General features: G+C 45.7%; 1 protein-coding gene. It reads right to left on the bottom strand.

Features of this window, described 5'->3' with window-relative positions; all coding sequences use genetic code 11:
* A partial coding sequence (locus tag MiSe_RS50025; RefSeq protein WP_226595072.1) for a Rossmann-fold NAD(P)-binding domain-containing protein occupies positions 1-328 on the bottom strand: 328 nt, incomplete at its 3' end.
* Between the last annotated feature and the right edge of the window lie 9 nt (positions 329-337).

The raw sequence follows: 337 nt of genomic DNA on the forward strand, positions 1-337 counted from the left end.
TTTCTACCAACCATTCAGCCACCTCCAAACCCAATGCTCCTAATCCACCAGTAATCCAATAACTCCCATCTGGTTGTATAGATAATTGCTCCTCATTAGTTTTTGTACTGATTTGCGGCATTGATACCAACCGTGCTACATATCGCTTGCCTTGACGGATAGCTATTTGATCTTCTGCATCGGGTGCTGTCAACTCCAACAGTAGTGCAAGCACTTTATCCTCTGTTGTCGCTTGTGCAGATAAGTCTAAACGCACACATCGTAATTCTGGATACTCTAGGGCAATGACTCGACCTAATCCCCACAAGCTGGTACCACTCAGTTGCATTGGCGCTGG

It is taken from the genome of Microseira wollei NIES-4236 (assembly GCF_020521235.1).
In the GTDB taxonomy this organism is placed as follows: domain Bacteria; phylum Cyanobacteriota; class Cyanobacteriia; order Cyanobacteriales; family Aerosakkonemataceae; genus Microseira; species Microseira wollei.